Source organism: Burkholderia sp. SIMBA_051, assembly GCF_046534915.1.
GTDB lineage: Bacteria > Pseudomonadota > Gammaproteobacteria > Burkholderiales > Burkholderiaceae > Burkholderia > Burkholderia ambifaria.
Genome location: NZ_JAWRXS010000320.1, coordinates 1 through 269, shown reverse-complemented (window position 1 = coordinate 269; position 269 = coordinate 1). Strand labels below are relative to the sequence as shown.

The 269-nt window shown below is 62.1% G+C and carries 1 protein-coding gene; it reads left to right on the top strand.

Annotation, left to right across the window (positions count from 1 at the left end; genetic code table 11):
• Window positions 1-183 (top strand): hypothetical protein (locus SB771_RS34695; RefSeq protein WP_410722000.1); only part of this gene is annotated, 183 nt, incomplete at its 5' end.
• Window positions 184-269 lie beyond the last annotated feature (86 nt).

Below are 269 nucleotides of genomic sequence, written 5' to 3'. Positions count from 1 at the left end.
GGTGACAGTCCACTTCTGGCGCGAGCTCCCGTTGATGACGGGCCCTTCCCGTGCGGCGCAGTCGGGCCGAAGAAAGGTAAGAAGGTCGAGAAGCAGCCAGCATTCCCGGGCAAAGGAAAGGAGCGCGAGGGTTTTCTCACTGCCGGTCAGTGGGACGCGCTCGCTTCAGGCGGCCGAGCATGAGCACTGGCTCCGTGTGGTGGGCTCCAGATAATTGCCATTGGCCATTGACCAGAACTAACAGCGCATGGTGACGCCAGTCTCGCCAC